The following is a 25,176-nucleotide window of genomic DNA, read 5'->3' as shown; positions in this document are numbered from 1 at the left end:
ATGCGCATCGCCGTAACGGGGTCCATCGCCAACGACCACCTGATGTCCTATCCGAACAGGTTCGCCGACCAGCTCATCGCGGAGCGGCTGGACCGGATCTCGCTCTCGCTGCTGACGGACGAGCTGGAGATCCGGTACGGCGGGGTCGCGGCGAACATCGCCTTCGGGCTCGGCTCGCTGGGGCTGACGCCGCTGCTGGTGGGCGCGGCCGGCGCGGACTTCGCCGCCCAGGAGGTCTGGCTGAAGGAGCACGGGGTCGACACCGCGGGCGTGCGGATCAGCGACACCCTGCACACCGCGCGCTTCGTGTGCGCGACCGACACCGCCCAGAACCAGATCGGCTTCTTCTACGCGGGCGCGATGGCGGAGGCCCGTCACATCGACCTGGCGGATCTGCTGGAGCGGACCGGCGGGGCCGATCTCGTGGTCGTCTCCCCCGACGACCCTGAGGCCATGGTCCGTCACGTCCGGGAGTGCGTGCGGCTCGGCGTGCCGTTCGTCGCCGACCCGTCGCAGCAGCTGGCCCGGCTGGACCGGGCGCAGGCGCGGGCCCTGCTCGACAACCCGCGCTATCTGTTCACCAACGAGTACGAGGCGCTGCTCATCCAGGAGCGGACCGGCTGGACCGAACAGCAGGTCCTGGGCCGGGTCGGCACCTGGGTCACCACGCAGGGCGCCGGCGGCTCCCGCCTCGCCCGGGTGGGCCGTACCACCACGCTCGTCCCGGCGGTCCCGGCACGGGACGCGGTCGACCCCACGGGCGCCGGGGACGCCTACCGGGCCGGTTTCCTCGCCGCCCTCGCCTGGGGGCTGGACCACGAGGAGGCGGCCCGCCTGGGCAGCGCCGTGGCGTCCGTCGTCCTGGAGTGCCGCGGCACCCAGACCTACGCGCTGGACGGCGACGACGTCATCGACCGGCTGGCCGGGGCCTACGGGGCCGGCGCGATCAAGCGCCTCATTCCCTGGCTGGGAGCACGGTCGTGACGGCGGCGGCCCGTGTCGCGGCGCTGCGCGCGGCCCTGTCCTCGCGGGTGGTGGTCGCCGACGGGGCGATGGGCACGATGCTCCAGGCTCAGGACCCCACGCTCGACGACTTCCAGCAGCTGGAGGGCTGCAACGAGGTCCTGAACATGACCCGTCCGGACATCGTCCGTTCGGTCCACGACGAGTACTTCGCGGTGGGCGTCGACTGTGTGGAGACGAACACCTTCGGGGCGAACCACTCGGCGCTCGGTGAGTACGACATCGCCGACCGGGTGTACGAACTGTCCGAGGCGGGTGCCCGGGTGGCCCGTGAGGTGGCCGACGAGTACGGCGCCCGGGACGGACGCCAGCGCTGGGTGCTGGGCTCCATGGGCCCCGGCACGAAGCTCCCCACCCTCGGCCATGTCGCCTACGGCACTTTGCGTGACGGCTTCCAGAAGAACGCGGAGGGCCTGCTCGCCGGGGGCGCCGACGCGCTGATCGTGGAGACCACCCAGGACCTGCTGCAGACGAAGGCCTCGGTCCTGGGCGCCCACCGCGCCATGGAGGCGACCGGAGTCCGGGTGCCCCTGCTGGTGTCGATGGCCTTCGAGACCACCGGCACGATGCTGCTGGGCTCGGAGATCGGTGCCGCGCTGACCGCGCTGGAGCCGCTCGGGATCGACATGATCGGCCTGAACTGCTCGACCGGCCCGGCCGAGATGAGCGAGCACCTGCGCTATCTCACCCGCCACTCCCGTATTCCGCTGCTGTGCATGCCGAACGCCGGTCTTCCGGTCCTGACCAAGGACGGCGCCCACTTCCCGCTCGACCCCGAGGGCCTGGCCGACGCGCAGGAGAACTTCGTACGGGACTACGGCCTCTCTCTCATCGGCGGGTGCTGCGGCACGACACCCGAGCACCTGCGCCAGGTGGTGGAGCGGGTGAACGGCCTCACGCCCCCTGAGCGCAGCCCGCAGCCCGAGCCCGGTGCCGCCTCCCTCTACCAAACGGTCTCGTTCCGTCAGGACACCGCCTACATGGCGATCGGCGAACGTACGAACGCCAACGGCTCCAAGAAGTTCCGCGAGGCCATGCTGGAGGGCCGCTGGGACGACTGTGTGGAAATGGCGCGCGATCAGATCCGTGAGGGCGCCCACATGCTGGATCTGTGCGTGGACTACGTGGGCCGCGACGGCGTCGCCGACATGGACGAGCTGGCCGGCCGCTTCGCCACCGCCTCCACCCTGCCGATCGTGCTCGACTCCACGGAGGTGGAGGTGTTGCGGGCCGGGCTGGAGAAGCTGGGCGGCCGGGCGGTGATCAACTCGGTCAACTACGAGGACGGTGACGGCCCGGAGTCGCGTTTCGCGAAGGTGACGGCGCTGGCGCGGGAGCACGGCGCCGCGCTGATCGCGCTGACCATCGACGAGGAGGGCCAGGCCCGTACCGTCGAGACGAAGATCGCCATCGCGGAGCGGCTGATCGAGGATCTGACGGGCAACTGGGGGGTGCACGAGTCGGACATCCTCATCGACTGTCTGACGTTCACGATCTGCACGGGTCAGGAGGAGTCCCGCAAGGACGGTATCGCCACCATCGAGGCGATCCGTGAGCTGAAGCGGCGGCGCCCCGACGTGCAGACCACGCTGGGGTTGTCGAACATCTCCTTCGGGCTGAACCCGGCCGCCCGGGTGCTGCTGAACTCGGTGTTCCTGGACGAGTGCGTGAAGGCGGGTCTGGACTCGGCGATCGTGCACGCCTCGAAGATCCTGCCGATCGCCCGCTTCGACGAGGAGCAGGTCCAAACCGCCCTGGACCTCGTCTACGACCGGCGTGCCGAGGGCTACGACCCGCTGCAGAAGCTCATGGCCCTGTTCGAGGGCGCCACCACCAAGTCCCTGAAGGCGGGCAGGGCCGAGGAACTGGCGGCGCTGCCGCTGGACGAGCGGCTGAAGCGGCGGATCATCGACGGGGAGAAGAACGGTCTGGAGGCCGATCTCGACGAGGCGCTGCGGAGCAGGCCGGCGCTGGACATCGTCAACGAGACGCTGCTGGACGGCATGAAGGTGGTCGGTGAGCTGTTCGGCTCGGGTCAGATGCAGCTGCCGTTCGTGCTGCAGTCGGCCGAGGTGATGAAGACGGCGGTGGCTCATCTGGAGCCGCACATGGAGAAGTCGGACGCGGAGGGCAAGGGCACCATCGTGCTGGCCACGGTCCGCGGCGACGTGCACGACATCGGCAAGAACCTCGTGGACATCATCCTGTCGAACAACGGCTACAACGTGGTCAACCTGGGGATCAAGCAGCCGGTGTCGGCGATCCTGGAGGCCGCCGAGGAACACCGCGCGGACGTGATCGGCATGTCCGGTCTGCTGGTCAAGTCCACCGTGATCATGAAGGAGAACCTGGAGGAGCTCAACCAGCGCAAGCTCGCCGCCGACTTCCCCGTGATCCTCGGCGGCGCCGCCCTCACCCGCGCCTACGTCGAGCAGGACCTGCACGAGATCTACGACGGTGAGGTCCGCTACGCCCGGGACGCGTTCGAGGGCCTGCGCCTGATGGACGCGCTGATCGGTATCAAGCGGGGCGTGCCCGGCGCCGGTCTGCCCGAGCTCAAGAAGCGCCGGATCAGGCCCACTTCCACCCGGGCGGTGGTCGAGGAGCGCCCCGAGGAGGGCCACGTCCGCTCCGACGTGACCGTCGGCAATCCGGTACCGCAGCCGCCGTTCTGGGGCACCCGGGTCGTCAAGGGCATCCAGCTCAAGGAGTACGCCTCCTGGCTGGACGAGACGGCTCTGTTCCGCGGCCAGTGGGGCCTGACGAAGGACCTCGTCGAGACCGAGGGCCGACCCCGGCTCCGTGGCTGGCTGGACCGGCTGCACACCGACGGCCTCCTCGAAGCGGCCGTCGTGCACGGCTACTTCCCCTGTGTGTCCAAGAACGACGACCTGATCATCCTGGACGAGCAGGGCAACGAGCGCACCCGCTTCACCTTCCCCCGCCAGAGGCACGGCCGTCGGCTGTGCCTGGCCGACTTCTTCCGCCCGGAGGACTCCGGCGAGACCGACGTCGTGGGGCTCCAGGTCGTCACCGTCGGTTCCAGGATCGGTGACGCCACCGCGGAGCTGTTCGAGGCCGACGCCTACCGCGACTACCTCGAACTGCACGGACTGTCCGTGCAGTTGGCCGAGGCGCTCGCCGAGTACTGGCACGCGCGGGTGCGCGTCGAACTCGGTATCGCGGGCGCCGATCCCGATTCCCTCGACGGCATGTTCCGCACCGCCTACCAGGGCTGCCGCTACTCCCTCGGCTACCCCGCCTGCCCGAACCTGGAGGACCGCGCCAAGATCGGCGAACTGCTCGTGCCGGAACGCATCGGCGTCGTGCTGTCGGAGGAGTTCCAGCTCCACCCCGAGCAGTCCACCGACGCGATCGTGACCCACCATCCCGAAGCGAGCTACTTCAACGCGGGGAGCGAACGATGACGACCGGCAGCCTGCGCGAGATCCTCGCCTCCGGACAGCTCTCGTTCTCCTTCGAGTTCTTCCCGCCCAGGACGGACCGGGGCGAGCGGACCCTGTGGGAGGCGATCCGGCGGATCGAACCGCTCTCCCCCACCTTCGTCTCGGTCACCTACGGCGCCGGCGGCTCGTCCCGCGACCGCACCGTGGAGGTCACCCACCGCATCGCCCGGGAGACGACCCTGCGCCCCATGGCGCACCTGACGGCGGTCGGTCACTCGGTGGCCGAGCTGCGGCACATCATCGGCCGCTGCGCCGACGCCGGGGTGCGGGACGTGCTCGCCCTGCGGGGCGACCCGCCCGGCGACCCCAACGGCCCGTGGGTCCCGCATCCGGACGGCTACCGCCACGCACACGAACTCGTGTCGCTGGTCAAGGAGTCGGGGGACTTCGGTGTCGGAGTGGCCGCGTTCCCCGAGCGGCACCCGCGCTCGCCGGACTGGGACAGCGACGTGCGGCACTTCGTCGCCAAGTGCCGGGCGGGCGCGGACTACGCCATCACGCAGATGTTCTTCCAGGTGGAGGACTATCTGCGGCTGCGGGACCGGGTCGCGGCAGCCGGCTGCGACACGCCGATCATCCCGGAGATCATGCCCGCCACCGACGTCCGGCAGATCGCCCGCTTCGCCGAACTGAGCGGCGCCGCCTTCCCCGAACACCTCGCCCACCGGCTGGAGGCCGCACGCGACCGGCCGGCCGAAGGCCACCGCATCGGCGTCGAGTACGCCACCGCGATGGCCGAACGTCTGCTCGCCGAGGGCGCCCCCGGTCTGCACTACATCACCCTCAACCGCTCCACGGCCGCCCTCGACATCCACCGCACCGTCCAGAACCTCGTCAGGAGTGTCCATGCCCCCGCAGCACACGTCGGCTGATGTCACCGACTTCAGGGTCGCCGACCTGACCCTGGCCGAGTTCGGCCGCAAGGAGATCACCCTCGCCGAGCACGAGATGCCCGGCCTGATGTCGATCCGCCGGGAGTACGCCGGGGCGCAGCCGTTGGCGGGCGCCCGTGTCACCGGTTCGCTGCACATGACCGTGCAGACCGCCGTGCTCATCGAGACCCTGGTCGCCCTGGGCGCCGAGGTCCGCTGGGCGTCCTGCAACATCTACTCCACGCAGGACCACGCGGCCGCCGCCGTCGCCGCCGCCGGCATCCCCGTCTTCGCCTGGAAGGGCGAGACCCTGGAGGAGTACTGGTGGTGCACGGAGCAGGCGCTGACCTGGCCCGACGCACCCGGCCCGAACATGATCCTGGACGACGGCGGCGACGCCACCCTCCTGGTCCACAAGGGCGTCGAGTACCAGAAGACCGGCGACCTGCCGCCCGCCGACAGCGAGGAACTCGCCGCCGTGCAGGCCCTGTTGAAGGCGAGCCCGCTCGACTGGACGGCCCTCGCCTCGGAGATCCGCGGGGTGACGGAGGAGACGACGACGGGTGTGCACCGGCTGTACGAGATGCATCGTGAGGGGACGTTGTTGTTCCCGGCGATCAATGTGAACGACGCGGTGACGAAATCGAAGTTCGACAACAAGTACGGGTGCCGGCATTCGTTGATCGACGGGATCAACCGTGCGACGGATGTGTTGATCGGTGGCAAGACCGCTGTTGTGTGTGGTTATGGCGATGTGGGCAAGGGGTGTGCGGAGTCGCTGCGTGGGCAGGGTGCGCGGGTGATCGTCACGGAGATCGACCCGATCTGTGCGTTGCAGGCGGCGATGGACGGGTATCAGGTGACGACGCTGGATGAGGTCGTCGGCACGGCGGACATCTTCATCACGACGACCGGGAACAAGGACATCATCATGGCCGGTGACATGGCCAGGATGAAGCATCAGGCGATCATCGGGAACATCGGTCACTTCGACAACGAGATCGACATGGCCGGTCTGGCGAAGATTCCGGGGATCGTCAAGGACGAGGTGAAGCCGCAGGTCCACACGTGGAGGTTCCCTGACGGCAAGGTGCTGATCGTGTTGTCGGAGGGGCGTCTGCTGAACCTGGGCAACGCGACGGGTCACCCGTCGTTCGTGATGTCCAACTCGTTCGCGGACCAGACGCTGGCGCAGATCGAGCTGTTCACCAAGCCGGACGAGTACCCCACCGACGTGTATGTGCTGCCCAAGCACCTGGACGAGAAGGTCGCCCGTCTCCACCTGGACGCGCTCGGTGTGAAGCTGACGCGGCTGCGCCCCGAGCAGGCGTCGTACATCGGCGTCGAGGTCGACGGCCCGTACAAGCCGGACCACTACCGCTACTGAGCGGGGACGGCGTCGGCGCCCGGAGCCGGCGACGGGCCCTGGTCCAGCCTTCCTCCATCGCGCCCCGACCCGTGGCCACCACGCTGGCCGCACGGTCCGTTCAGAGGAGGAAGCACGTGTCGGAGAAGCAGCAGCACACCCCGGTGCTGGTGGCAGGCGCGGGACTGGCCGGCTTGTCCACCGCCCTGTTCCTGTCCTGGCACCGGGTGCCCTGTGTGGTCGTGGAGCGCCACCGCGGCATGTCACCGCACCCGCGCGCCCGGGGCATCAACCCGCGGGCGATGGAGCTGATGCGATCGGTCGGCCTGGAGCCGGAGGTGCGGTCCACCGAGTCCGCGCGCGCCCTCGCCGGGAACTCCGGGGTGCTGGCCGCCCAGTCGCTGGCCGGGCACCAGATGGGGGCGCTGCACGAGCAGTACTTCATGGACGTACGAACCGATCTGAGCGCCCTGTCGCCGACCGGCTGGTGCCTGTGCCACCAGGACGAGTTCGAGCCGGTGATCAGGCGGCGGGCGGAGGAACTCGGGGCGCGGTTCTCGTACTTCACGGAGCTGGAGTCGTTCGAGCAGACCGCGGACGGCGTCACCGCGCTGCTGCGGGACCGGGACACCGGCGAGGTCCGCACGCTGACGGCGGACTACCTGGTCGCCGCCGACGGACCGGACAGCCCGGTGCGGCAGGCGCTCGGTATCGGCTTCGAGGGGCCCGGCACCACCGGGCACTTCCTGAACATCCACTTCGAGGCGGACCTGACCGAACAGGTCGGCGACCGCCGGTTCATCATGTGCTACACGTTCAACGACGCGGTGCGCGGTGCGCTGATGCCGCTGGACAACTCCCGGCGGTGGCTGCTGCACGTGGTGTTCGACCCGGCCACCGAGGACGCCGCCTCGTTCACCGACGAGCGGTGCCGGGACCTGGTGCGGGCCGCGGCCGGGGTGCCGGACCTGGAGGTGAAGGTCCTCGGCGCGATCCCCTGGGAGGCCGCGGGCCGGACCGCCACCGCCTTCGCCGCGGGCCGGGCGTTCCTGGTCGGCGACGCCGCCCATGTGATGCCGCCCAGCGGGGCGTTCGGCTCCAACACCGGTATCCAGGACGCGCACAACCTGGCGTGGAAGCTGGCCGCGGTGCTGCGCGGCGAGGCCGGACCCGGCCTGCTCGACAGCTACGACCCGGAGCGCCGGCCGGTCTGCGCGGCCACGGTCGAGCAGGCGGTGCTGCGCTCCAAGGACCGCCCGCGGCTCGCGGCGAAGGAACCCGCGCCGGCCAACCCGGCGATCCACGCCGACACCGAGATCTGGTTCGGCTGGCAGTACCGCTCGCCGGCCGTGCTGCCCGCCCCCGCCGACCGGGCGCCGGACGGTGTGTGGAACGGCGACCCGCGCGGGCTGCCCGGCACCCGCGCCCCGCACGTCCCGCTGACCCGGGACGGGCAGGAGGTGTCGTCCCTCGACCTGTTCACCCGCACACCGGTGCTGGTCGCCGGGCCCGAAGCGGGGCCGTGGGCCGGGGCCGCACCGGCCGCGGCGCGCGAGGCGGGCGTGGCCCTGGAGGTGCTGCGCCTCGGTGACACCCTGCACGACCCGGCGGACGCCTGGGGGGCGGCGTACGGCGTGGGCCCGGAGGGTGCCGTGCTGATGCGGCCGGACGGCGTGGTCGCCTGGCGGTCCGCCGGTGCCCAGGACGCCCCCTCGGCCGTACTCGGCGACGTCCTCAAGACGCTGCTGGACCGATGACCCCGGCGGCGCGGTGGCGCGGCCCGATCGAGTTCTGACGTTCTGACCGTCCCCGCTACGAGGGACCGAGGGAGAGACCATGTCTGGAATCACCGGCTGGGTGGACTGGTCCCGGGATCTGACCCGGGAACGCGGCACCGTCCTGGCCATGGCCGCGACGATGGCCCTGCGCGGGCCGGACGGCGAGGGCGTCTGGACGAGCCCGCGCGCCGCCCTGGGCCACCGCCACCTCGCGGTCTTCGACCTGGAGGGCGGCGGCCGGCAGCCGGTCGCCCTGGAGCACGACGGCCGGACCGTCGCGGTGGCCGCGCACAGCGGCTCCATCCTCAACCACGAGGAGCTGCGGGCCACCCTCTCGCGCCGCGGCCACCGCTTCCGCTCCGGCGGCGACACCGAGACACTCCTGCACGCCTACCTGGAGTGGGGTGCCAAGGCCGTGCAGCGGCTGGAGGGCACCTTCGCGGGCGTGGTGTGGGACGCCCGCCGCGAGGAGCTGTTCCTGGTGCGCGACCGGCTCGGCGTGGAGCCGCTGCTGTACTACCCGACCGCCACGGGCCTGATCTTCGGCTCGGAGGCGAAGGCGATCCTGGCGCACCCGCTGGTGCAGCCGGAGGTCGACGCGGAGGGACTCCAGGAGATCTTCACGTACTCCGGTACGCCGCACGTGGCGCCGTTCCGCGGGATGCACCGGCTACGGGCCGGACACCACCTGGTGGTGTCGGCGGGCGGGAGCACGCGGACCCGCTACTGGGGCGTGGACGCGGCCGAGCACACCGACGACCTGGACACCACCGTGGACACCATCCGCGGCCTGCTGGAGGAGAGCATCGAGCGCAACCTGCGCACCGACGCGCCGGTGGGTTCGCTGCTGTCCGGCGGCCTCGACTCCAGCGGGGTGGTGGGCCTCGCGGACCGGGAGCTGCGCAGGACGGGCCGGCGCATCCGCACGTTCACCGTGGACTTCGCCCGGCACTCGGAGAACTTCCAGGCCACCGACACCCGCCAGTCGCCGGACGCCCCGTTCGCCGCCGACGTGGTGCGGCACCTGGACACCGACCACACCGGCGTGGTCCTGGACCCGGCGGAACTGAGCGACGAGGTGGCGCGCTGGCAGGTGCTGCGCGCCAAGGACTACCCCACCCCGCTGGGCGACATGAACACCTCGCTGTACTTGCTGGCGCGCGCGGTGGGCGAGCAGGACACGAAGGTCGTGCTGACGGGTGAGGCGGCCGACTCGCTGTTCCACGGCGTCGCGTGGAACCGGGACCCGGTCGAGTCGCGCATGGACACCTTCCCCTGGGTGGCCCGCGGGGTGGTGCGTGACGACTCCAAGGGCCTGGGCTGCGGCCTGTTCGACGAGTCGCTGCTCAAGGACCTGGCCCCGCTGGACTACGCGGCGCAGCGCTACCGCGAGTCGGTGTCCGAGGCACCGCACCTGCCCGGCATGTCCGAGCAGGAGCGACACATGCGCGAGCTGTGCTGGGTGCACCTGACCAACTTCATGGAGAACCAGAACGGGCACACCGAGCGGCTGTTCAAGGCGGTGGGCCTGGAGGTGCGGATGCCGTACTGCGACCACCGGCTGGTGCAGTACGCGTACAACCTCCCCTGGGACCTGCAGAACTTCGACGGCCGGGAGAAGAGCCTGCTGCGCGCCGCGGTGCGGCACGTGCTGCCGCAGAGCGTCGTCGAGCGGCGCAAGACGCCGTACCCGGTGACCCTCGACCCCGGCTACGAGGAGGCCCTGCGCCGGGAGATGCACGCGCTTCTCGACGACTCGCAGGCCCCGGTGCTGCCGCTCCTCGACGTGCCGGCGGCGCGGGCCGCGCTGAAGGACCCGGAGGGCCTGAACCGCTGGGCGCGGCGGGCCAACGTCGAGCTGCCGTTGCAGCTGAACACCTGGCTGCGCAGGTACGGGATCCGGCTGGTGCTCTGACCGGACGGCACGGCACGAAGCCCCGGGACGCGACGGCGTCCCGGGGCTTTCGCGAGCGCGCCCGCCGCGGCGCTCAGTGGTGGTGGGTGCCGCCGTCCACGCTCCGGGGTGCCGAGGCCTCGGTGCCGGGCTCGACGACGGTGAACTGGCCCATCATTCCCTCGTCCTCGTGACGCAGCACGTGGCAGTGGTACATGTACGGCACCCGGGTGTCGGTGAGGGTGTCGAACCGGACCGCGAGCCGGGCCGTGCCGAACTCGTGCAGGTAGACGGTGTCCTTGGGGCCGCGTACGTACGACGGGGGCCGCTTGCCGTTGATGTCCAGGACCTGGAAGGTGGCGCCGTGCACGTGGAAGACGTGGATCCACTCGTCGCCGCGCTCGATCTCCCAGATCTCGGTGGTGCCGGCGGGCACGACCTCGTCGATGCGGTTCATGTCCATCGTCTTGCCGTTGATCTGGAGGCCGGTGAAGTCGAAGTGCCGGCGCCGGGCGCCGTCGGGCGCCTCGACGAGGGCGGGGGCGCCGTCGACGCGGGTGGGCAGCGCGGGTGAGGCGCGCAGCTGCCGGGCGGCGCGCAGGGAGATGATGTCGAAGGTGTCGTCGCCGCCCATGAAGCGTTCGGTGGGGAAGCCGAGGTCCAGCGCGGGTTCGAAGCTGCGCAGGACGACCTCGTCGCCGGGCTTGAACTCCACGACGATCTCGGCGCGTTCGCCGGGGGCGAGCAGCAGCCGGTCCATGGCCCGCGGCCGGGCGAGCAGCCCGTTGTCGGTGGCCACCAGGTGGAAGGTGCGGCCGTCGGTGAGGCCCAGCCAGTACACGCGCGCGTTGGAGCCGTTGAGCAGCCGGAACCGGACGCGGCGGGTGGTGACCGTGAAGTGCGGGTCGTAGGTGCCGTTGACGAGGATGGTGTCGCCGAGCACGCCCACGTTGTCGGCGCCGGCCACGGACTCGGCGAGCCGGGTCTCGGTGAAGTCGAGGGTGCCGTCGTCGTGGAAGTTCTTGTCCTGGATCACCAGCGGCACGTCGTCGACGCCGTACTCCCGTGGCAGGGCGGCACGTTCGGAGTGCTCGTCGTCGAGGATGATCAGGCCGGCCACCCCTCGGTAGACGTGTGAGCCGGTCGAGCCGTGCGGGTGCGGGTGGTACCAGAGCGTGGCGGCGGGCTGGCGCACCGTCCAGTGGGGACGCCACTCGGCGCCCCGCTCGATCATCTGGTGCGGCCCGCCGTCCATCGCGGCCGGCAGCAGCATGCCGTGCCAGTGCAGGGTGGAGGCCTCGGGCAGCCGGTTGCGCACGGTGACGGCCATGTGGTCGCCACGCCGGGCGCGCAGCGTGGGCGCGAGATAGCTGCCGTTGGCTCCCCAGGTGGGGGTGCGGCGGCCGGGCAGCAGTGCGCTGGTGCCGGCGGCGAGCGTGAGCGGGTAGTGGCGGCGGCCGTCGGCGGACCGCCCGGGTTCGAGCAGATCGGGAATCCGGACGGCGGTGCGGAAGGACAGCTTTCCGACGTTGCTGCGTTTGCGGTCCCGGTAGACGTTCAGCCACGTGGCGCCCCACCCGGCACCCGCGGCCACGACAACGCCCCCCGTCCCGAGGAGAAGCCGACGGCGCGGGAAGCGGGGGGCTGACGTCATGAGCGGGTCCTCGGGTGGGGTCCGACGGTTCGGACCCCACCCTCGGTCACGCGGCCGGAGGCTCGCTCGAGACCGGCTCGAGCCGGTGCACGACCTCGGTGACCGCCATGTCGCCGCCCCGCCGGAACGGCTTCAGCCGCTGTCGGTGCAGGGTGTGGCGGTGGCTGACCTCGAAGTCGCGGAAGGCGCGCTCGCCGGCCCAGTCGGTGAGGACGTAGTAGACGGCCTCCTCCTCGGTGGACCTGACCAGCAGTTGCCCCAGGTTGGCGGGTTCGCGGGCGATGCTCTCGCCCACCGACAGCCACACCCGTTCGAAGTCGGCGGCCAGCTCCGGGTACACCTCCATACGGAGGATCACCCGGGTCGGCTCCCCGCCGTCGGCGGTGCGGGTCCCTGCGGTCTCGGTCACGGTGTCCCCTTCTCCGCGGGCGGCCGGTCCAGCCGGAGCACCCGCTTGGTCATGGCCCGCAGTACGGTCCTGGTGAAGATCGGCGCGTCGGTGCAACGCCAGGCGACCACCCCGTCGGGCCGCACCAGCACGGCGCCCTGCGCGGTGACGCCGTACAGCTCCGGCCAGCGGTCGTCGAGGTCCTCGAGGTCGCTGCCGACGCCGTACAGCTGGACGGGTGTGCCCAGTTCGGCGCCGATCGAGCGGACGGCCTCCTGCCAGGGGCGGTTGTCCGGCCCGGTCAGCAGGACCATGGAGCGGCCGAACAGGTCGTGCACGGAGATCTCGGCCCCGCCGTGGCGCACCCGCAGATGGGGGGCGCGGCTGCCGGGCCGGCCGTCGTTCTCCGCCGCCCACAGCCCGTAGCCGGGCAGGGTGCCCTCGTCCCAGGGCATCACGGCCGACGAGCGGTACCTGGCGGCCAGCCAGATCAGGGGGTCCTGGACCAGCTCGGGGTCGGCGGGGTCCGGGTAGGCGGCCAGCAGCCGGGCCCGGTCCCGGGCCCGCAGCACGGCCTGTTCGACGGTGGCCGCGCAGACCGGGCGGCGCTCCTCGTCGTAGCTGTCGAGGAGGTCCGGGTGGGCCCAGCCGTCCAGCACCGCGACGAGTTTCCAGGCCAGGTTGTGGGCGTCGATGATGCCGGTGCCCGCGTCGAAGCCGCCGCTCGGCGGCATCACGTGCGCCGCGTCCCCGGCCAGGAACACCTGGCCGGACCGGAAGCGCTCGGCGACCTTCGCCTCCCCGGCCCACGGGCTGACGCTCTCGATCCGCGGCTGGAGCCCGGGCACGCCGGTGGCGGCCCGCACCAGGTCGGCGCAGCGCTCCTCGGTGAACGACTCGGCGGGCTCCAGCTCGGGATCGTGGCGCACGTGCAGCAGCCAGTCGGAACGGTTGTCCAGCGGCATCAGGGAGCCGCGCACCCCGGGGTTGTCGACGTAGGCCATGATGAACCGGCGGCCCCGGAGCTCACCGGTGAGGTCCGCGGTGAAACGTACGGTGACGAAGTGGCCGAGGGTCTGGCCCTCGAAGGCGATGCCCAGCCGCTCGCGCACGAGGCCGCCGGTGCCGCCCGCGTCCACCAGACAGCAGGCCCTGATGCGGTGTTCCTCGCCGGTGGCCCGGTCGCGGACCACCGCGGAGATCCCGTCGTCGCCCCAGCCGTCCCGGTCGAAGGAGACGAGCTCGGAGTCCGGCCGCAGCCGTACGCCCATCCGCTCCGCCCGCTCCCGCAGGGCCTGCTCCAGCTCGGCCTCGTCGCACAGACACCAGGTGGTGGGCGACAGGGCACTCAGGTCGGTGTCGACGTCCACGACGTACTTGGCGTCCAGGGCGCCGAGTTCGTGCCCGGCCAGGGACTCGGCGGCGATCACCCCCGAGTTCCGGGCCAGGGCCCGGGCCGAGGGCAGGGCACGGATCGCCTCCTCCACGCCCAGGGAGCGCAGCAGTTCCATGGCGCGGGGGTGGACGCCGAGGATGCGCGGCGGGCGGACCCGCTCCCGCCGGCCTTCCAGCAGGTAGCAGTCCACTCCCTGTTCGGCGAGGAAGAGAGCCGCCGCCAGCCCGGCCGGCCCCGAGCCGGCCACCAGGACATCGGTGTTCCGGAGCGCACTCCGGCCTGTACTGGGCACTGCCTCACATCCCTTCGACTGGTGCTACGACTGGTGCTCCACGAGCACGGAGGCGTCCTTGTCGCCGTCGCCCGCGGCCACCACGGACGCGAACCGTTCCCGCACGGCGGCGAGGACCGGCATCCCGGTGTCGTACTGGGCGGCGGCCTCCAGCGCGAGCCGGATGTCCTTCTCCATCAACTCCGAGCGGAAGAAGGCCGGTTCGTAGGACTGCTTGAGCATCAGATCAGCGCGAAACCGCATGACCATCGAGCTGAAGCCGCTCGCCGAGACCACGCTGATCAGCTGTTCGCGGTCCAGGCCGGCGGCGGTGCCGTAGGCCACCGCCTCGGAGAGGGAGGCGACCTGGGCGCCGAGCAGCAGGTTGAGGATGAGTTTCAGACTGGCGGCGGTGCCGGGGGCGCCCACGTGGACGACCTCGTTGCCGATCGCCTCCAGCACCGGGCGGGCCTCGTACAGGTCGGCGGGGTCTCCGGCGGCGTACACGCGCAGTTCGCCCTTGCGGGCCTGGAGCGGGTTGCCGACGACGCACGCCTCGACCCTGCGCAGCCCCCTGGCGGCGAGCCGCTCGGCCGCCTGGCGGGCGTAGCCGGGCGAGACGGTGGAGGTGTCGACGACGACGGCACCGGGTTGCAGCACCGGCACCACCCGGCCGAACAGCACCTCGTCGACCGCCTTCTCGTCGCTGAGGCTCAGCAGGACCAGGTGGTGGCCCGCGGCCGCGCGCTCCGGGGCGTCGGCGAGCGTCGCGCCCGCCGCGACCAGCGGCGCGGCCTTGCTCGCGGTGCGGTTGTACACGGTGAGCGTGTGCCCGGTGTCGAGCAGCCGCCGGGCCATGCCCCCGCCCATGTTGCCGAGGCCGATGAAGGCCAGCTGGCTGTTGCTCATGGTGGGTTCTCTTCTCTTCTCTGTCTTGTCCGTGTCTTCCGGGTGCCGTTCTGTCCGTGTTCTCCGGTGCCGCCGGGTGCCGTCGGCGCGTTCAGTACGCGGCGTCGACCTCGTAGACGGCGAACGGGGCGGCGGTCCGGGTGTCGCGGTAGGGCCGCAGCGGGGCGGTGTCCTCGCGGTGGTCGGCGCCCGCCTCCCACGCCCGGAAGGCGGCGAGCGACTCCCAGCGGCTCATCACGGCGAGCGCGGAGGGGTCCAGCGGGCTGCGCAGCAGTTCGTTGCCGAGCATGCCGGGCACCGCCGCGAGCCGCTTGCTGACCTCGTGGTAGGCGGCGCGGACCGCGGCGAGCTGTTCCTCGTCCGGCGCCGCCTGGAACACGAGCACCCTGACCTCGCCGCCGCCGTCAGCGGGCATCGACGGCCGCCCTGCCCTCGATGGAGTGCAGGATCTCCAGCACGTGGAATGAGCCGCCCTTGCGGAACGGGTGCAGGGTGGCGCGGTGTTCGAGGTGGGCGGGGCTCTCCTCGAACTCCCTGAAGCGCGGCTCGTCGACCCAGTCGCTGATGATGACGTACGTGCCGTCCGGCTCGCGGGACAGCGACTGGCCGAGGTTGGCGGGGTGGCCGGTCACCGCGTCGGTGCCGGTCAGCCACGCCCGCTCGAAGTCCGTCGCCGTGCCGGGCTCGATCTCCAGGCGCAGCATCACGCGGAAGGCCATCAGGAGATCCCCCCGTCGACGCCGATGGTGTTGCCGGTGACGTAGCGGGACAGGTCGCTGGCGAGCCACAGGACGGCTCCGGCCACCTCGTCCGGCTTGCCGAGCCGGCCGAGCGCGGTCTTGGCGCCGTACCGCTCGGTCATCAGCTTCTTCTGGTCGTGCGGCAGCTCGTGGAAGTTCTCGGTCTCGATGACGCCGAGGGCGACGATGTTGAAGCGGATGCCCTGGCCGCCGAACTCCTTGGCGAGCGAACGGTTCAGGCCGACCAGCGCGGCCTTGGTGGCGGTGTAGTGCGAGCGCAGCGGGATGCCCGCGTCCACGGCCCGGGAGCCGATGGAGATCACCGACGAGCCCTCGCCGAGCAGCGGCAGCGCGTGCTGGATCACCAGGTGGGCGCCGGTGAGGTTGGTGGCGATGACGCGCTGCCACTCCTCGAGGGAGAGGTTGGCGTACGGGATGTGGCTGATCGCGCCCGCGTTGTTGACCAGCAGGTCGAGGCGGTCGCCGTGCAGCTCGCGGACCTTGGTGAGCAGCTCGGCTATCTCCTCCGGCTGCGACAGGTCGGCGCGCAGCACGTGGTGGTTGCCGCCGGTCTCCTTCAGCTCCTCTTCCAGGCTGGTGACGTACTCGCTGGGGTGCTGGTAGCAGGTGACGACGTCGACACCGGCACGGGCCAGCGCGAGCACGACACCCCGGCCGACACCGCGGGTGCCGCCGGTGACCAGGGCCTTCTTGCCCCTCAGTTCGAGATCCATGGGGAAACGCTCCTCAGGTGTGGGAAATGACGCGGTCAGAGCAGTACGCCGAGCGCGACGCAGTTGACGGCGAGCGCGGCCACGGTGAGCCAACTGCGCCGGCGGTTCCACGCGCCCCACTCGTGGCGGGGGTCGCGGGTGGCGAAGTCGGCCGGCAGGTCGTCCGGGTCGAGGGTGCGCATCCACCGGTTGACCGGGACGTTCTTGGCGACGGAGATGGCGGCCGTGGCCGCGGCGAGCACGGCGGCCAGCCCGAACAGGCCCTGGGCTGCGGCCTCTTCGGCGCGCAGCGCCAGCACCACGTCACAGACCACGGTGCCGATGAGGCAGATGGGCATCGCCGGGTCGTAGCGCTGCCCGAAGAACGCGTGGGCGTGCACGTAGCGGTCCGCGGGCAGCGACGCGAGATACGGGAAGCCACCGAGCTGGGTGCCGAAGAGCACCCCGGCGGCGAGCCCGTTGAGGAGCAGCAGCAGCGGAGTCAGGACGGACAACACGGCTGACCTCTCATCCGGCGACCGCGGGGACCGCGGCCTCGACCTTCTGCTTGATGAGCTCCATCTGCACCTTGGTGTTGCGGTTGAGGTGCGCGGTCATCTGCTCGTCGTCCACCGGCGCGGCGGGCTTCATGTGGAAGTCCTGCACCCAGCGCATGCGCACGCCGCCGCCCGGCTCCTCGGTGTACTCCCAGAAGATGGTCATGAACTCGAACGGCCCGGTCTCCACGCGCTCGGCGCGGACCGTGCGGGTCTCACGGAAGCTGGTGCGCTGCGAGACCCAGCTCCACACCTGGCCGTCCTCGTCCGGGTGCATGGTGAGCCGGAAGACCACGGTGTCGCCGTCCCGCTCCAGCACCTCGGCGGAGGCGTACTCGCTGAACAGGTCGGGCCAGTTGGGCACGTCGTTGGTGATCTCCCACACCAGCTCCAGCGGTGCGTCGATGACGATGTGGTTGTCGGTGTGTCCAGCCATGGGGCACTTCCTTGTCGGGTACGTGTGTCGTGGGTCAGCGGCCCAGGACCAGGGCCGAGGTGAAGCCGCCGTGGCCGCGTGCCAGCACCAGGGCGTGGCGCAGCGGAGCCTCCCGCGGCGCTTCGGTGACCAGGTCGATCTCCAGGCCCGGGGCCGGCTCGCGGGTGCCGGTGGTGGGCGGTACGACGCCCTCGCGCAGGCTCAGCAGCGCGGTGGCCACGTCCAGCGGGGCGCCACCGCCGTACAGGCGGCCCGTCAGGGTCTTGGGCGCGGTGACGGGCACCCCGCGCGGTCCGAAGATCCTCGTGATGGCCTCGGCCTCGTCGCGGTCGTCGGCGACCAGGCCCGCGGCGTCCGCGAACACCACGTCGATGTCGGCGGGGCCGAGGTTCGCGTCGCGCAGCGCGGCCACGGCGGTACGGTGCAGCGCGCGCGGCCGCCCCGACTCCGGTGCCGGGTCGAAACCGGCCGCATAGCCGAGGACCCGGCCGTAGCCGGCGCCCCGCTCGGCGGCGGCCTCCGCGCTCTCCAGGACGAGGATGGCCCCACCCTCGCCCGGCAGGTACCCGGACGCCTCGGCGTCGAAGGGCAGGTAGGCGCGCTCCGGGTCGGGGACCGTGGAGAGTTTGCCGGTGGTCAGCTGGGCGGTGAAGCCGTAGGGGCACAGCGAGGCGTCGGTGCCGCCGGTGACGACGAGCCGGGCGCCCTTGCGGGTGAGCCGGCGCGCCTGCCCGATGGCGTCCAGGCCGCCGGCCTGCTCGCAGGCCAGCACACCGCACGGGCCGCGCATCTTGTGCCGGATCGACAACTGGCCGGTGGTCGCGGCGTAGAACCAGGCGATCGACTGGTAGGCGCCGACCCAGCCGGGGTCGTTGCGGTAGAGGGAGGTCATCTCCTTCTGCCCGAACTCCGTGCCCCCGGAGGACGAGGAGGTGACCACCGCCATCTCGTACTCGGGTATCCCCGTGATGTCGGCCCCGGAGTCCGCGAGCGCGGCCTCGGCGGCGGTGAACGCGAGGTGGGTCCAGTGGTCGGTCTGGGAGACCAGCCGGCTGGGCACGTTGCCCTGGGCGTCGTACCCGGGAACCTGGCCCGCGTGGCGCACCGGGTAGCTCTCCGGGTCGAAGCGCTCGATGCGGCCGATGCCGGACTTGCCGGCGAGCACCGAGGCCCAGTGGTCCTCGACGCCGATGCCGGTCGGCGCGACGATGCCGAGGCCGGTGATCACCGGGGCGCTGGTGGATGCGGTCATCAGGCACTCCTTCCGGCCGCGGCGGCCGCGGAGCCCGGGCGGGCCAGCAGCATCGCGGTCTGGAACCCGCCGAAGCCGCTGCCGACGCTGAGCACGACGTCCATGGCGTGATCGCGCGCGGTGACCGGGACGTAGTCCAAGTCGCACAGCGGGTCCTTGGTCTTCAGGTTCGCGGTCGGCGGCACCACCTGGCGGTCCAGGGCCAGGGCGCAGGCGGCGACCTCGATGGAGCCGATCGCCCCGAGCGAGTGGCCGACCATGGACTTGATGGAGCTGACCGGGATGTCGTACGCGTGCTGTCCGAGGCTCCGCTTGAACGCCGCGGTCTCGTGCCGGTCGTTCTGCTTGGTGCCCGAGCCGTGCGCGTTGACGTAGCCGACGGCGGTGGGGTCCAGCCTGGCCTGGTCCAGGGCGACGGTGATGGCCTCGGCCATCTCCCGGCCGTCCGGCTTGAGTCCGGTCATGTGGTACGCGTTGCTGCGGCCCGCGAAGCCGACGATCTCGGCGTAGATGCGGGCGCCCCGGGCGAGCGCCGCCTCGCGTTCCTCGACGACCATGACCGCAGAGCCCTCGGCGAGGACGAATCCGTCCCGTTCGCCGTCGAACGGGCGCGAGGCGTGCTCCGGGTCGTCGTTGTTGGACGTCGTCGCCCTGATCGCGTCGAAGCAGGCCGAGGTGATGGGCGAGATCGGGGCGTCGGTGGCGCCGGCCACCGCGACGTCCGCGGAGCCCTCCTCGATCAGCTGCACCGCGTGTCCGAGGGAGTCCAGGCCCGAGGTGCAGCCGGTGGAGATCAGCGCCACCGGGCCCTCGGCGCCGACCTCCCAGGCCACTTCCGCGGCCAGCGTGGAGGGCACCATGTACCCGTACAGGTGCGGCACCCCGTACTCGTGGTCGACGAGCCACTTCCGGCCACTGTCGGAGAGGGTGACGTACTCCTCCTCCAGGCCCATGGTGCAGCCGACGGCGCTGCCGATGGCGACGGTGACCCGCTCCGGGGCGAGGGACGCCAGGTCGATGCCGCTGTCCGCCACCGCCTCGCGGGCGCTGACCACGGCGAACTGCGCGGCCCGGTCCATCCGGCGGATCTGCCGGGGAGTCAGTCCGGCGGCCGCCGGATCGAAGTCCACCTCGGCGGCGACCTGCGAACGGAAGGCGCCCGCGTCGAAGAGCGAGATCCGCCGGGTGGCGGTGCGCCCCTCGGACAGCGTCCGCCAGAACGCCTCCCGGCCCACCCCGCCCGGCGCGACCGCGCCGACACCGGTGATGACGGCCCGTCGGGTCACGGTGCCCCACCCACGTCCGGGTTGGACTGGTCGGGACGCTGCGCCTGCTCGGTGTCCACGTGGCCGAGCTCGGGGCGCGGCGCCAGCGGGGACAGGTGGAAGGCACAACGAGCCGTTACCTCACCGGTGTTGACCAGACGGTGACGGACGCCGATCGGGACGAGCAGCGAGTCGCCGGCCCCCAGGGTCACCGTCTGACCGTCGAGCGTCATCTCCAGGGTGCCGTCGACGACGTGCAGGAACTCCTCGGAGTACGGGTGGTAGTGCTCGGTGACCCAGTCACCGGACTCCAGGGTCATGACGCCGCCGAAGCCCGAGGTGCAGCCCACCGTCTTGGGGCTGAGCGTGACGCGGAGGTCACCCCCGCGCTTGGTGTTGGCCTCGACTTCGTCCGACGACACCTTCACGGTACGGCTGATGGCGGTGGTCACTGGATTCGTCCTCCGTCCTTGGTCCAGATGTAGAAGGGCTCGGCCATCGCGTCCTTGGGTTCCTTCCAGTCGGGGTCGTACGGCTCCACGCACTCGGCGAGCCGGGTGTTGATGTCGTCGTAGAGCGGGTGACTGCGGGCCCGGTACAGGTTCGGGCCGATGTCGTCGTCGGCCTCGACCAGGTGGAAGTAGAGGCCGTGGAACTTGAACAGGGTGCGGCGGCTGACGCCGATCATGTGGGGCAGGTCGGTGGCGTCCGACTCGCCGAAGATCTTCGCGATGTCGTCCGTCCTGTCCGGACGGAGCTTGGCGACGATCAGGGTGCGGTGCACGGTGTACCTCCTGGTCCGGTGACCGGTGAAGCGCGGGTGGTCGACCGGGAACGTCCCACCGCGGACTACAGGTCTGCTCGAATCGGCCTGCAGCTGCGGGCCCCGGAGGCGGTTCGAGCGGTTCTCGTGCGGGCTGCGGTGGGCTGGCGGGAACGACTCCGACGAGTGAGGAACAGGCATGCCGTTCGCAGCCATCACCTACGACATCAAGCCCGGGTACGAGAAGGAACTCGCCGAGGTCTTCGGCGACTTCAAGCGCGTCAGGAGCAGCAGCGTGCGGGACGAGCGGGGCGAGGCGGCCGGCACGATCCTCGCCACCGCCGTCTTCCTGCGCGACGACACGCTGGTACGGGTCATCGAGTACACCGGCGACTTGGAGGCCGTGGCCCGCCACATGGCGACGCAGCCCGGGGTGCGCGAGGTGGAGGCCAAGCTGAAGCCGTACCTGACCAGGCCCCGGGACACGGACACGGTCGAGGGCTTCGTCGCCACGTTCCGACGCAGCCTGCTCAACACGGTCGCGCAGATCTCGATACGCGACCTGCCGGCCCCGGCGTGAGAACCCGGCCCCTGCCCGCCGGACGACGGCGGGCAGGGGCACGGAGACGGGCAGGGGCACGGAGACGGGCAGGGGCACGGGCATGACAGGGCGGCCGCGCGAGAGGCGCGGCCGCCCTGTCAGGTGTCGGCCCGGAGGCCACCCGGACCGGAAGGCACCGGATCGGTGCCTGCCGAACGGACCGGGTCAGAGGCTCGTGACCCCCGCCGCGGTCACGGCCAGGGCGGTCACGGCCAGGAGGGTGCGCAGGAGGTGCCAGCGGCGCCAGAGGGGTCGCGGGTCCTCCCAGTCGGCGGGGATGTCGGTCGGGTCGGTGATCGACTTGACCCGACGGTTGATGGGCACGTTGCACAGGTGCGAGACGCCGGAGACGCCCAGCAGCAGCACCGCGGCGACCGCGAACAGCGCGCGGGCGGCGCCGTCTCCCACCACCGCGAGGACCGCGGTGACCACGGTGCTGGTCAGCACGATCACCGGCATCGTGGGATCCCAGTTCCGCCCGAGCAGCTTGTGCGCGTACACGTACGTGCCGGTCTCCATCGCGAACAGGGCGGGAAGCACACTCAGCGCGACGGCGAACAGCACTCCCGCGGTGACACCGCTGCCCAGCAGGGCGGCGACGCCGAGAACGGCTTCGAGCCCGGTCATGACGTGCCGGCTCCCGCGGGGTGGCTGTCCACGGTGAGCTGGGCGATCGTCCGCATGGTGGCGTCCCGGAAGTGCGCGGCGAAGCCCGCGGGCGTGGTCGTGTCCGTGTGCCGCTCCTCGGCGAGGTACGGAGCGAGCTTGGTCTCCAGGATGTGCACGCCCTTCTGCGCGGCCATGTGCCGGCCGATCGCCGCGAAGTCGCCCTCGTAGTGGATGACCCGGACGAGCACGTCGTCCTTGAGGAACACACCGGTGCCGAGCAGTCGCCCGGCCGCGTCGCCGTCGTCGCCGGCGAAGTCGGGCCGGTCGACCCGCTGGAAGTTGGCGAAGATCTCGGCGATCTCCTCCTCGTGTCCGGGCTTCACCCGGTAGGTGATGGCGGCGTAGGGCATCAGATTCCTCCGTCTACTTCGATGGTGGTGCCGGTGACGTACGCGGCCGAGTCCCCGGCCAGGTACAGCACCGCTCCGGCGACGTCCTCGGGACGGCCGAGGCGGCCCAGCGCGGTCAACGCGGTGAGGCGGGCGACGAGTTGGGGCGGCAGTCCGCCGCCCGGCTCGGTCTCGGTGACGCCGGGGGCGACCAGGTTGACCCGGATGCCCCGGCCGCCGAGTTCCTTGGCGAGCGCGCGGGTGAAGCCGACCAGCGCGGCCTTGGACGCGCTGTAGTGCACACCGAGCGGGCGGCCGCGCAGGGCCACCGACGCGCCGATGTTGACGACGGACGCGCCCTCGCCCAGCTGGTCGAGCACGGCCTGGGTGACCAGGTACGCCGAGGTGGTGTTGTGGTCGAGCACCCGGTGCCACTCGTCCTCGGCCAGCTTCTCGAACGGGACGTGCCCGTCGACACCGAGGTTGTTCACCAGCACGTCCAGGCCGCCGAACCGGTCGAGGACCGCTTCGGCGAGCCGCTCGGCACCGGCCGCACGGGTCAGGTCGGCCGCGACCAGGGTGAAGTCGGCGCCCAGTTCGGTGAGTTCGCGGGTGAGCCGGTCGGCCGCCGCGCCGTCGCCGCGGTGGGCGACGACGAGGCGGGCACCGGTCCGGGCGAAGGCCAGCACCGTCGCCCGGCCGATCCCGCGGGTGCCCCCGGTGACCAGCACCCGCCGGCCCGCCGACGGGACGTCCGGCACCGGGGAACCCGGTGTGGAGGCCGCTGCGGTCACCGGATCGCCCCGGCGCGCGGCGCGGCCGCGATCATCTTCAGCAGCATCTGCGGGGTCTCGGCCTCGGCGACGGCGTCGTCGTCGAGGACGATGCCGTACTTGCGGTTGATCACGCTGGTGACCTGAAGCAGCGCGAGGGAGTCGTAGCCGAACTCCAGGAAGGGGGTGCCGAGGGCCTCGTCGCCCTCGAACGCCATGCCCTCCTCCGGGGCGCCGACGCATTCGAGCAGCAGCTCGCCGAGTTCGGCCAGGGTGATGTCGCTCACGATGGTTCCTTTCGGTCCTTGGCTGGGGTGTGCGGACTGCGGGAGGGACGGATCGCCGGTGGGGCCGTCGACCGGTCCGGCCGGGCCGGTCAGTACGGACTCACCAGCAGCGGTGTGCCGTGGGCGGACGCGCCCACCGGGTCGAGGCGCGGGGAGGAGTCGAGCACCGCACGGTGCAGGTGCTCCAGGCCGGGCGAGGGATCCAGGCCGAGGCTCTGGTTGAGCGCGTTCCGCAGGTGCCGGTACACCTCGAGCGCGTCGCTGCGCCGGCCCGCCCGGTACAGCGCGAGCATCAGCTGCTCGTGCAGTCCCTCGTGCAGCGGGTGCCGGGCGGCGAGCCCGGAGAGTTCGCCGACGAGTTCATGGTGGCGGCCCAGCCTCAGGTCTGCCTCGATCCGGCCGTGAAGAACGCTCATCCGTGACTCGTCGAGCCGGGTGGCCTCCACTTCGAGCTGCGCCCCGCACTGGACGTCGGCCAGTGCCCGGCCGTGCCACAGGGCGAGCGCGCGGCCGAAGTACGACGCCGCCTCGGCCCAGTCGCCCTGTTCCAGCGCCCGGTGTCCCACCGAGGACAGGGCGTCGTACTCGCGGGCGTCGATGAGCCCGCCCTGGGTGTCGAGCCGGTAGCCTCCCGGCTCGGTCACCAGCACGCTCTTGGCGCCGTGCGGCAGTTCGGCCCGCTCGTCGCCGAGGGCCGCGCCGATGACGTGGCGTATCTGGAGGATGTAGGTCTGCAGCGTGGTCTGCACGCTGCGGGGCGGGCTCTCGCCCCAGACCTCCTCCACCAGCGAGGCGACCGAGACGACTTCGTCGGCCTGCAGGGCGAGCAGCGCGAAGACCTTGCGCGGCTTCACCGCGGTGAGGTGCACCGGCACCCCGGCGAGAGTGGCCCGGAACGGGCCGAGGACGCTGATGTCCATCCGCAGAACTCCTTCGGGAACGGTGTTGGTCAGCCGGTGGGAAGCGGCGCCGCGGAGCGCAGCGACTGCCCGACGGCTCGAGGCACCTCACGCCCGCGGACGAAGAAGTGCGCACCGGGGACGGTCCGCAGCCGGAAGCCCGCGTCGGTGCAGTGCTCCCAGGCCCGGATCTGAGGGATCGTCACCATGCGGTCGTCCCGGCCGGCGAACGCCTCCACGGGACACGGCAGTGGACGGACCGGCGCGGCGCGCAGGTCACGGGCCAGCAGCAGATCGGCCCGGAGGGTGTCGAGGGTGCTCCGCAGCCAGTCGGGCCGCGCCAGCAGCGCCTCGGGGATGCTCTCCTCGTCCGCCATCGCCGCGATCAGCTGTTCGTCGGTGAGGGTCTCCAGGTCGCCCCGGTCCAGCAGGTCCGAGGGAAGCTGCGGAGCGCTGCACGCCCCGACCAGCAGCAGCAGCGGCGGACGCAGCCCGTGCGCGGCCCGGTGCAGGGCGAGCCGGTAGGCGACCAGCGCCCCCATGCTGTGCCCGTAGAGGGCGTACGGCTTCTCCAGCAGCGGCCCGAGGTCCTGTTGCAGTTCCTCGACCAGCCGGCCGGTGTCGGTGATCCGCGGCTCGCGTCGCCGCGTCTCCCGGCCCGGCAGCCGCACCGGGAGGACGGACACGTCCGGTCCGACCCGGTGCCGCCAGCCGGCGTAGGCCATGGCGCCCGCACCGGCGTGGTGGAAGCACAGCAGCTGTGTCCCGGCCTCGTCGGCCTTCGGTCGCACCGCGAGATATCGATGCACCCGGACCCCCCTTCGTCCCGCACCGCTCGGCGGGTGCGGGCTCCGAGAGTCACCGCATCACCTGG

General features: G+C 71.7%; 26 protein-coding genes. 7 read left to right on the top strand and 19 right to left on the bottom strand.

The annotated features are described in order from the left end of the window. From OG985_RS29825 to asnB, 6 genes are all read left to right on the top strand, one after another. Positions 1-984 (top strand): carbohydrate kinase family protein, encoded by a 984-nt coding sequence (locus OG985_RS29825; RefSeq protein ID WP_371671432.1) that lies wholly within the window; start codon positions 1-3, stop codon positions 982-984. Next, a complete protein-coding gene (metH, locus tag OG985_RS29820) occupies positions 981-4,451 on the top strand; it encodes a methionine synthase (protein WP_371671431.1) in 3,471 nt (1,156 codons plus the stop codon). Before OG985_RS29825 ends, metH begins: the two co-directional genes overlap by 4 nt. Then, on the top strand, positions 4,448-5,362 hold the full coding sequence (metF, locus tag OG985_RS29815; protein WP_371671430.1) for a methylenetetrahydrofolate reductase [NAD(P)H]: 915 nt from the start codon (positions 4,448-4,450) through the stop codon (positions 5,360-5,362). Before metH ends, metF begins: the two co-directional genes overlap by 4 nt. Continuing rightward, positions 5,337-6,749 carry an adenosylhomocysteinase gene (gene ahcY, locus OG985_RS29810; protein ID WP_371671429.1) on the top strand — a complete coding sequence of 471 codons (1,413 nt, stop codon included), beginning with the start codon at positions 5,337-5,339 and terminating at the stop codon, positions 6,747-6,749. Before metF ends, ahcY begins: the two co-directional genes overlap by 26 nt. Before the next feature lie 116 nt (positions 6,750-6,865). Further along, positions 6,866-8,485 (top strand): FAD-dependent oxidoreductase, encoded by a 1,620-nt coding sequence (locus OG985_RS29805; protein WP_371671428.1) that lies wholly within the window; start codon positions 6,866-6,868, stop codon positions 8,483-8,485. Positions 8,486-8,564: 79 nt separating this feature from the next. Beyond that, positions 8,565-10,421 carry an asparagine synthase (glutamine-hydrolyzing) gene (asnB, locus tag OG985_RS29800; RefSeq protein WP_371671427.1) on the top strand — a complete coding sequence of 619 codons (1,857 nt, stop codon included), beginning with the start codon at positions 8,565-8,567 and terminating at the stop codon, positions 10,419-10,421. A gap of 73 nt (positions 10,422-10,494) precedes the next feature. Here the strand turns inward: asnB and OG985_RS29795 are convergent, their stop codons facing one another. From OG985_RS29795 to OG985_RS29735, 13 genes are all read right to left on the bottom strand, one after another. Next, complete coding sequence (locus OG985_RS29795; protein ID WP_371671426.1) at positions 10,495-12,054, bottom strand: multicopper oxidase family protein; 1,560 nt, start codon at positions 12,052-12,054, stop codon at positions 10,495-10,497. A 46-nt stretch (positions 12,055-12,100) separates the two neighbouring features. Beyond that, a complete protein-coding gene (locus tag OG985_RS29790; protein ID WP_371671425.1) occupies positions 12,101-12,463 on the bottom strand; it encodes an antibiotic biosynthesis monooxygenase in 363 nt (120 codons plus the stop codon). Then, positions 12,460-14,130, bottom strand: coding sequence for an FAD-dependent monooxygenase (locus OG985_RS29785; protein WP_371671424.1), 1,671 nt, complete (start codon positions 14,128-14,130; stop codon positions 12,460-12,462). The genes OG985_RS29790 and OG985_RS29785 overlap by 4 nt, the downstream gene beginning before the upstream one ends. A 24-nt stretch (positions 14,131-14,154) precedes the next feature. Then, positions 14,155-15,018: an NAD(P)-dependent oxidoreductase gene (locus OG985_RS29780; protein ID WP_371671423.1), complete on the bottom strand. Its 864-nt coding sequence runs from the start codon at positions 15,016-15,018 to the stop codon at positions 14,155-14,157. A 91-nt stretch (positions 15,019-15,109) separates the two neighbouring features. Beyond that, positions 15,110-15,433, bottom strand: coding sequence for an antibiotic biosynthesis monooxygenase (locus OG985_RS29775; RefSeq protein ID WP_371671422.1), 324 nt, complete (start codon positions 15,431-15,433; stop codon positions 15,110-15,112). After that, the gene (locus OG985_RS29770) at positions 15,423-15,737 is read right to left on the bottom strand and encodes an antibiotic biosynthesis monooxygenase (RefSeq protein WP_371671421.1); all 315 of its coding nucleotides are present in this window, start codon (positions 15,735-15,737) and stop codon (positions 15,423-15,425) included. Before OG985_RS29770 ends, OG985_RS29775 begins: the two co-directional genes overlap by 11 nt. Beyond that, positions 15,737-16,492, bottom strand: coding sequence for an SDR family NAD(P)-dependent oxidoreductase (locus tag OG985_RS29765; protein ID WP_371671420.1), 756 nt, complete (start codon positions 16,490-16,492; stop codon positions 15,737-15,739). The genes OG985_RS29770 and OG985_RS29765 overlap by 1 nt, the downstream gene beginning before the upstream one ends. Before the next feature lie 35 nt (positions 16,493-16,527). Next, the gene (locus OG985_RS29760) at positions 16,528-16,989 is read right to left on the bottom strand and encodes an anthrone oxygenase family protein (RefSeq protein WP_371671419.1); all 462 of its coding nucleotides are present in this window, start codon (positions 16,987-16,989) and stop codon (positions 16,528-16,530) included. Positions 16,990-16,999: 10 nt separating this feature from the next. Next, on the bottom strand, positions 17,000-17,464 hold the full coding sequence (locus OG985_RS29755; RefSeq protein WP_371671418.1) for an SRPBCC family protein: 465 nt from the start codon (positions 17,462-17,464) through the stop codon (positions 17,000-17,002). A gap of 34 nt (positions 17,465-17,498) precedes the next feature. Further along, entirely contained in the window at positions 17,499-18,716 is a 1,218-nt protein-coding gene (locus tag OG985_RS29750) for a ketosynthase chain-length factor (RefSeq protein WP_371671417.1), read from the bottom strand. Beyond that, positions 18,716-20,002: a beta-ketoacyl synthase gene (locus tag OG985_RS29745; RefSeq protein WP_371671416.1), complete on the bottom strand. Its 1,287-nt coding sequence runs from the start codon at positions 20,000-20,002 to the stop codon at positions 18,716-18,718. The genes OG985_RS29750 and OG985_RS29745 overlap by 1 nt, the downstream gene beginning before the upstream one ends. Beyond that, complete coding sequence (locus tag OG985_RS29740; RefSeq protein ID WP_371671415.1) at positions 19,999-20,433, bottom strand: cupin domain-containing protein; 435 nt, start codon at positions 20,431-20,433, stop codon at positions 19,999-20,001. Before OG985_RS29740 ends, OG985_RS29745 begins: the two co-directional genes overlap by 4 nt. Beyond that, positions 20,430-20,765 carry a TcmI family type II polyketide cyclase gene (locus OG985_RS29735; RefSeq protein ID WP_371671414.1) on the bottom strand — a complete coding sequence of 112 codons (336 nt, stop codon included), beginning with the start codon at positions 20,763-20,765 and terminating at the stop codon, positions 20,430-20,432. The genes OG985_RS29740 and OG985_RS29735 overlap by 4 nt, the downstream gene beginning before the upstream one ends. A 178-nt stretch (positions 20,766-20,943) precedes the next feature. On the opposite strand from OG985_RS29735, the gene OG985_RS29730 reads away from it, so the two are divergent. Next, a complete protein-coding gene (locus OG985_RS29730; RefSeq protein ID WP_371671413.1) occupies positions 20,944-21,324 on the top strand; it encodes a SchA/CurD-like domain-containing protein in 381 nt (126 codons plus the stop codon). A gap of 186 nt (positions 21,325-21,510) precedes the next feature. Here OG985_RS29730 and OG985_RS29725 read toward each other — a convergent pair whose 3' ends face one another. The 6 genes from OG985_RS29725 to OG985_RS29700 form a co-directional block, all read right to left on the bottom strand. Then, a complete protein-coding gene (locus OG985_RS29725) occupies positions 21,511-21,972 on the bottom strand; it encodes an anthrone oxygenase family protein (RefSeq protein ID WP_371671412.1) in 462 nt (153 codons plus the stop codon). Then, complete coding sequence (locus tag OG985_RS29720) at positions 21,969-22,364, bottom strand: SchA/CurD-like domain-containing protein (protein WP_371671411.1); 396 nt, start codon at positions 22,362-22,364, stop codon at positions 21,969-21,971. Before OG985_RS29720 ends, OG985_RS29725 begins: the two co-directional genes overlap by 4 nt. Next, the gene (locus OG985_RS29715) at positions 22,364-23,137 is read right to left on the bottom strand and encodes an SDR family NAD(P)-dependent oxidoreductase (protein WP_371671410.1); all 774 of its coding nucleotides are present in this window, start codon (positions 23,135-23,137) and stop codon (positions 22,364-22,366) included. Before OG985_RS29715 ends, OG985_RS29720 begins: the two co-directional genes overlap by 1 nt. Beyond that, the gene (locus tag OG985_RS29710) at positions 23,134-23,403 is read right to left on the bottom strand and encodes an acyl carrier protein (protein ID WP_371671409.1); all 270 of its coding nucleotides are present in this window, start codon (positions 23,401-23,403) and stop codon (positions 23,134-23,136) included. Before OG985_RS29710 ends, OG985_RS29715 begins: the two co-directional genes overlap by 4 nt. An 89-nt stretch (positions 23,404-23,492) precedes the next feature. Beyond that, complete coding sequence (locus OG985_RS29705; protein WP_371671408.1) at positions 23,493-24,323, bottom strand: BTAD domain-containing putative transcriptional regulator; 831 nt, start codon at positions 24,321-24,323, stop codon at positions 23,493-23,495. A 29-nt stretch (positions 24,324-24,352) separates the two neighbouring features. After that, complete coding sequence (locus OG985_RS29700) at positions 24,353-25,111, bottom strand: thioesterase II family protein (protein WP_371671407.1); 759 nt, start codon at positions 25,109-25,111, stop codon at positions 24,353-24,355. Positions 25,112-25,176: the final 65 nt, after the last annotated feature.

Origin of the sequence: Streptomyces sp. NBC_00289, from assembly GCF_041435115.1 — a bacterium.
Lineage (GTDB): Bacteria > Actinomycetota > Actinomycetes > Streptomycetales > Streptomycetaceae > Streptomyces.
Note: the sequence above shows the minus strand (reverse complement) of the source record. Positions and strands in the feature narration are given on the sequence as shown.